The 6,485-nt window shown below is 47.4% G+C and carries 10 protein-coding genes; 6 read left to right on the forward strand and 4 right to left on the reverse strand.

Going from position 1 to position 6,485, the window contains the following annotated elements:
* Window positions 1-397, forward strand: a 397-nt coding sequence (locus KDD36_14390) for a gliding motility-associated C-terminal domain-containing protein (protein ID MCB0397837.1), incomplete at its 5' end; no start/stop codon positions are given.
* Between the two features lie 117 nt (window positions 398-514).
* Here the strand turns inward: KDD36_14390 and KDD36_14395 are convergent.
* Complete coding sequence (locus KDD36_14395; GenBank protein ID MCB0397838.1) at window positions 515-1,177, reverse strand: hypothetical protein; 663 nt, start codon at window positions 1,175-1,177, stop codon at window positions 515-517.
* Window positions 1,178-1,276: 99 nt separating this feature from the next.
* Here KDD36_14395 and KDD36_14400 point away from each other — a divergent pair, with 99 nt between their 5' ends.
* Window positions 1,277-2,323, forward strand: a complete 1,047-nt coding sequence (locus KDD36_14400; GenBank protein ID MCB0397839.1) for a hypothetical protein — start codon at window positions 1,277-1,279, stop codon at window positions 2,321-2,323.
* Here the strand turns inward: KDD36_14400 and KDD36_14405 are convergent, their stop codons facing one another.
* Window positions 2,324-2,806, reverse strand: a complete 483-nt coding sequence (locus KDD36_14405; GenBank protein ID MCB0397840.1) for a hypothetical protein — start codon at window positions 2,804-2,806, stop codon at window positions 2,324-2,326. It lies immediately after the preceding gene.
* A 119-nt stretch (window positions 2,807-2,925) separates the two neighbouring features.
* Here KDD36_14405 and KDD36_14410 point away from each other — a divergent pair, with 119 nt between their 5' ends.
* The 4 genes from KDD36_14410 to KDD36_14425 all read left to right on the forward strand — a co-directional run bounded on the left by KDD36_14410 (window position 2,926) and on the right by KDD36_14425 (window position 5,422).
* The gene (locus KDD36_14410; GenBank protein MCB0397841.1) at window positions 2,926-3,252 is read left to right on the forward strand and encodes a hypothetical protein; all 327 of its coding nucleotides are present in this window, start codon (window positions 2,926-2,928) and stop codon (window positions 3,250-3,252) included.
* A gap of 51 nt (window positions 3,253-3,303) precedes the next feature.
* The gene (locus KDD36_14415; protein ID MCB0397842.1) at window positions 3,304-4,083 is read left to right on the forward strand and encodes a LexA family transcriptional regulator; all 780 of its coding nucleotides are present in this window, start codon (window positions 3,304-3,306) and stop codon (window positions 4,081-4,083) included.
* 70 nt (window positions 4,084-4,153) lie between these two features.
* Window positions 4,154-4,516 carry a hypothetical protein gene (locus tag KDD36_14420; protein MCB0397843.1) on the forward strand — a complete coding sequence of 121 codons (363 nt, stop codon included), beginning with the start codon at window positions 4,154-4,156 and terminating at the stop codon, window positions 4,514-4,516.
* A gap of 81 nt (window positions 4,517-4,597) precedes the next feature.
* Window positions 4,598-5,422: a hypothetical protein gene (locus KDD36_14425; protein ID MCB0397844.1), complete on the forward strand. Its 825-nt coding sequence runs from the start codon at window positions 4,598-4,600 to the stop codon at window positions 5,420-5,422.
* Here KDD36_14425 and KDD36_14430 read toward each other — a convergent pair whose 3' ends face one another.
* A complete protein-coding gene (locus KDD36_14430; protein MCB0397845.1) occupies window positions 5,423-5,809 on the reverse strand; it encodes a diacylglycerol kinase family protein in 387 nt (128 codons plus the stop codon).
* A 136-nt stretch (window positions 5,810-5,945) separates the two neighbouring features.
* The coding region (locus KDD36_14435; protein MCB0397846.1) for an AlwI family type II restriction endonuclease at window positions 5,946-6,485 on the reverse strand (540 nt) is incomplete at its 5' end.

Genomic DNA, 6,485 nt, shown 5'->3' on the forward strand with positions numbered 1-6,485 from the left:
CTTTGATGTGGAGTATATTCCGAGCTGCGACCGGCTCCGGATCAGGTTCACCAACATCAGTCAGAACTCGGGTACGTATCATTGGGATTTCGGCGATGGCCATACATCGGCATTGCCTGATCCTACATACGAGTTTGATTACAACTATAACACCAGGGTTATCCTGACGGCCACCAATGGGGTATGTGAGGATACGGCATCCCATGCGGTAGATATCAAAAGTTTCGACTATTATAATTCTCCTGTCGTGCCCAACGTATTTACACCCAATGGTGATGGCATCAACGATGTCTTCAGGGTGAAGGTCAACGGCGACCTGAGAGAATGCACCGACATGGTGATCCTGACCCGATGGGGGCAGGAGATATACAGTCCGCCCGGTGGTCAGCTCGCATAGGATGGAAGAACGGTTGCCGGATTGGCCGTGCCGGATGGCACGTACTTATACATTATCCGGATCAAGGATATCGAAGTGGCCGGGACCCTGACGGTGATCAGTACCAAGTAAATCGGATCAGGAAGCTCCGGTGGAAGCAGGCACCGGTTTGGGAAATACGGCCCGGTAGATGGGTCCCAGAAATATTTTGATCTTCAATGAATAGACCGGAGCGCTCAGAGATTCTTCTATCACCCTGTTTCTTGTAAGCACCTGCCGGTAGCCTATTCCGGATCCGATCCCGATCCAGCTCCAGAATTTATAATGTCCCACGATCGATAGCTCAAACAGGTTAATGCCCTGGTCGCGCAATGTGACGCCCGTGGCGGTATCTTTCAGTGAGACTTTTCCGAAGCCCAGCTGGAGGGGCATGCTGAATTCCCAGTGCTTGTCCTGGAGCAGGACATATTCCACATAAGGACTGAAATAGGTGAGTCGGAACCGTGCTTGTGAAGTGTCGGCGGTACCGTTCGGGTGTTCATCAATCACTTCCCGGTAGAATGGGGAGGCCAGAGAATAAATACCCGCACCCATCCGAATCTTTTTTCCGAATTCGAGCCCTGCTTTCATTCCGAATATTTTGGCGTCGGATGCAAAAAGAAAAGAGCGGCGCGTATCAAAAGCGAAGATGAATTTCGGCTTTTGTTTCAAATAAAGCAGCAAGCTGTCAAGCACCTGGCTGGTTGCCGGTTTCCAGATGCATGATGCCACTATAAGCACCAGGGCCACACGTATCTTCATGGGATACAAAGATAATCGAATCCGGTCAGCGGATAGATGTTCTATGGGTTGATTCTTTACCTTTACATGTTGAAAAATTAATGTCAAGAAAGGCATCCCATGTCATCCGACCGCATCTCACAAAAGAAAAACCTCTATGCCATAGGGGATGAACTACGTAACTACCTGGTGAAGTATAGCCGGGAGGTAGAGATTCCCGTGCGGTACTCCGATCTCCTGAGGTCAGAACGTTCCTTTCCGGTGGTTGATAAAAACGGCAAGGATACGTTGTGGGAAAAGATGTTCTATTCCCAGCAGGACCATCGGGAGCTGAACGAAGGTCTCACCCGGATATATTCTCTGCTGAAAACCGAAGGAGAGCTTTCCGTGATCAAGCACCTTTTTGTGGATCGCATAGACTATTGCACATTCGGGAATTCCAATCCGTTTCGCATCCGGATCGTGAATCAATTCAACGACAACTACGATTACTTTTATGTGAAGCGTGCGGATGCATCACGCATTTATGGACTGGAACTGGAGCATGTGCTTTCACCCAACCGCATCACATACTATACGGATAAGGATACCCTTATTGAAGAACATATCATCGGTGTGCCGGGAGATCAGTTCATCCGGGACTACCTTCATCTTCCCAACCTTAACCGGGTTCGCATCGCCAAGGAGTTCATCAAATTCAATGAACGTTGTTTTGTACGGTTGCTGGGAGACATGCGGTCTTACAACTATGTGGTGGATATGATCCAGGATTTCGAGGCGGAACAGTACCGGGTACGTGCCATCGACTTTGACCAGCAATCCTATGAAGGGCGTACCAACCTGTACAAGCCACAATACTTCAAGAATAACAATCCGATCGTGAAGCTGTGCACCGATCTGCTGAACCTGGATACGGCACGTCAATACCAATATGAAGAGCGGACCTTAATGGCCAGGCGGTTGGTTTCATCACAATACCGTTTGAAAGACCTGCTCACCTGTATGCGTAATGATCAGATATCTACAGAGGAGAAAGTTTCTAACCTGAAACATGAACTGGCGGAGTACCATGAGAACCCGTCATTTATGAAATGCCGGAACATGGGGGAGGTACTGACGATGCACCTGAGGTGTTGTTTGAATACCTCGGATCAGGTGGATATTTGATCAGGGTTTATTGCCTGGCGACTCTCCGTCTTCTTTTTTGATAACCTCCTTGAAGACCATCACAAACCGTTTTTTGTCGAAATAGATGACCTTGTAAACCTTCATATACTTCCTGGTGGGTACATATAATATGCTATCTGCCGGAGAAATTTCGCAGGGATAGTATAGTACCTTTTGTTCCGTAGGTCGTTGGGTTTTTTTATCCGTATAACGGATGGTGGAGATCAGTTCATTCCTGGGTGTATAGCGCCAATGGTCGACAAAACTGGTATCCGTACCACAGGTGTCGAACAAGACCTGCACATTTACAGGTGGTGTTCTTCTCATGCGGATCGTATCTCCGGGATAGTATAATTGTTTGGCATGGCAGGAGTACCATTCACCGGTGAAGGTGGTTTGATTAAAACCCTGCGCCTGAACTTCGGAAAAAATGGATTGGCCGGATATCAGGACCAATAGTAAATAAATGTAAAACCATCTCATGCGCTAAATATCGGTGTTTTTGCGGATAACCACTGCTACGGTCATGCCGGATATCCACAATAGGGTGTTGGCGGGATGGCAATCCGGCGGACGTCCTGCATTTTTATTACCTTAACCACATGCAGAAAGTAAAAGTGTTGGGTGGCGTCCTGATCTACCTTATTGTTTTACTCGTTTTTATGAAATTGGCATCTGCAGGTGCAGCTCATATGGCTGACCGGCACTTTGGTGAGACTATTAACCTGGTTGAAATGCTGCCATATTTCATGAGCATTGTGGGCTATATGGCGGTGCGTATATACTACTTCATCCTTATTTCGTCATTGGTCATGTTCGGTACATTGGTTTGGGCGCGGAAGAGAAAACATACGCTCCTGGAACAAGTAATGATGTGGTGCCTTGCCCTGAATGTTATCGTCGTTGGTTTAAGCTGGATGATTGCTTAGTGATACATATTATCTCATATTAGTTTTATATATTTGGGAAAATATGTCGCCATGTCCTACCTCGCAGAAAACCTCCGTCACCTAAGGCACAAGGCTGGTGTCTCCCAGCAAAAACTGGCGGATACCCTCATCATCACCCGGGCCAGATTGGCCAAATATGAAGAGGGGAAGTCCGAACCTCCGCTGGATATTCTGCTACGAATCACCCGCCATTTTCATGTGAGTATGGATGTGCTGGTAGGTGTGGATCTAAGAAAGGTTTCCATGGAGCAACTCCTGGAAATGGGTGCAAACAGGATACTGCTTCCCATCACCGTTGACGGGAGTGGTGCCGAACCCATTGAGGTGATCCCGCACAAGGCCAAGGCAGGTTATATGAATGGCTACAGTGACCCGGAGTACATCGAGAACCTTCAGCAGATGCAATTGCCATTCATGCCCGTCGGAAAACACCGGGCCTTTCCCATCGAAGGGGATTCCATGCCGCCACTCAAAGAAGGTTCCTATGTGGTGGGGCGCTATGTGGAAACCCTGGGGGAGATTCGTGACGGAAGGACCTACATCATACTCAGCCGCAATGATGGCATTGTGTATAAACGGGTCTACAACAAAACAAACGAAGACGGCTTCCTTCATCTTTATTCAGATAACCCGGCTTATCCTCCGTTCACCGTTGCACCGGAAGATGTGCTGGAGATATGGGAGTTTACCTGCTCTATCAATACGCGGGAATACCAGCCGGAAGATCTCAACCTCGACAGCATCCGTGATATGTTCCGACAACTTCGCATTGAGCTGGCTGAAGTGCGTTCCTTCATGCAGACATCATAACTGAAAATGCTGCTCCAGATTTGCTTCAGATTTGTGCGCCACCTTGCATGTAAACCAAAAGCGAGGAATCATGAAGACAAACATTTTAACCTGGGTCATCATCGGGTCGGCGTTGACCGGTGCATGCAGTACATCGGAACAAACCGAGGACCGTTTTCCCGAAGGAAAGGAATCAAAAATTGCCGTGAGTGAACTTCCACAGACCGCGGTGGATTATGCCAAAAAAGAGTTTCCCGGATATACATGGGAGAAAAAGGCTGAGCGCATTGAGACGAAAGAAGGCGTCTTTTACGAAGTGGAATTGAAAGGGAACGGCCAGGAAGTGGAATTGATATTCAATGAGGCCGGTCAGTTTGTAGACAAGAAAGTGGAAGGCGACGATCATGATGGAGAAAAGGATGATGACGGCGATGAGGAAGAAGACGATGATTGATCCGGGAAGGGTCACCAGAAAAGACAATGTTCCTTTTCATATGGTGGTGTATTATGACAGGGGAAACCAATCTGCCTGCTCATGTACACCACCACCTCTTTACTGCTAGCCTGCATCGCATGCATGTCCTGTCAACCTGAAAGAACGGATGTTTCCGCCGTCGTACCAGTACATGGAATCGGCAGCGCCGTACAAACCGATCATTCCGTTGAAATCCCGGATGAAACGATTGGCATTGACACCACAGCTTACGGATTGCGCATCACACCCATCGGAAAATATATATCCGCCAAACAGGAATGTGTTTCAAAGCGACAACTACTACAGACCAGATATAAATCTGCCACCACCGACAGCACACGGTCAGTCATTACCGCTGAGGCCGGCCGGGTACTTACCGAACAGCTCATCAACCGGATATTTCCTTTCTGGTATGGTACGGCGTGGGACTTCAATGGCATCACAGACGTGCCTGGTGAGGGCGAGATCGCGTGTGGGTATTTTGTCTCCACCACCCTCAAACATGCCGGATTGAATGTCAACAGATACAAGCTCGCGCAGAAAAGTGCATACACCGGTTCACGATGTCTGAGCATCAATGACGACATGAAGATCATCAGAAATAAGTCGCCCGAACAGATGGTGGACTTCGCGAAGGATGAAGTACGGGACGGCTTGTATACCGTGGGGCTCGATTATCACGTTGGCTTTCTCCTTATCAGAAATAAGGAAGTTTTCTTCATTCATTCCAGCTACCTGAACCGTGAAGGTGTGATGATCGAAAAGGCACAGGACTCGCCCGCATTCGCCAGCAATACATACATCCTCGTATCTATTACCCATAATGCACCGCTTCTTGAAAAATGGTTGATGAATGAAGAAGTGAAGATCAAAGAGGGCAGGTAGCTAGTTGCAAAAGTACGACCACAAAGGGGGGATGAATACGATGGCACCGATAACGGCTGCTGCGATTGCAGAAATGAGCACCGCCCCTGCCGCCAGGTCCTTCACAGCTTTGGCCGACTTGTGGTATTCCGGAGAAACCATGTCCGTCAATGTCTCGATGGCCGTGTTAAACATCTCTGCTGCCAGCACACCACCGATGGCCAGTGCAACCAATCCCCAGGACACAAGGCTGATCTTCAACCACAGGCCAAGACCTATAACCGAGACCGCGGCCAGTGCATGGATCCATGCATTGTGCTCTTTTACAAACAACATCCGTATTCCTGCCGCAGCATAGGTGAAGCTTTTCATGCGGTCAATCCACCGGAATGGTTTCTTATGATTCATATCAGCCCAGTGTATGATCAGTGGCATGTTTCAGAGCACTTACCTGTCCGCCACCACAAAAGTTTTTTAGAAGCACAGACCTTCGATTTACCACTTTACCCGCTATTGCTTATACACAATGTTATGTTTTCGCCCTTTATTCTGTCAGCCAATTTAGTGCTTCTTTTGTTATTCCGTCATACCAATCTATTTCGCTGTTTGTTGAGTTTGCCAATTCATTTGAACGCTCAAAAAATCTTTGAACGTGTCTGGATTCGGGAACATAATTTGCGTTGTAGGAGTCCTCAACCATTTTTATAAAAACACTCAACGGTAATGGAACGATTGTTGAGGTCCCGCCATAATATTGAATGTTCATTTTGTGCAATGCGTAAAAATGAGCCTTACAAGCGTCATTTATGCTTGGTGCAACGAATAAACAGTAAGCAGGTTTTTTTGTTTCTCTCTTGTGTTTTGCAAGGTGTCTTGTTACTGGCTCACCCTCCGTTTCATATTGTCTTTGTCCGCTTTGCATAGTTACTTCAACAGTTAAACCAAAGTCGCCATAATCACAAACTATATCGGCCATATTACCTTGTGCTGTTGACATTGGATTGCCAAAGTCATCAAATTTTAGATTGGCCTTAATATTGCCACCGTTCAACATTGTCATAGCTCGCCAAACATTCCACTCCAC

The sequence above is a fragment of the Flavobacteriales bacterium genome (assembly GCA_020435415.1).
In the GTDB taxonomy this organism is placed as follows: domain Bacteria; phylum Bacteroidota; class Bacteroidia; order JACJYZ01; family JACJYZ01; genus JACJYZ01.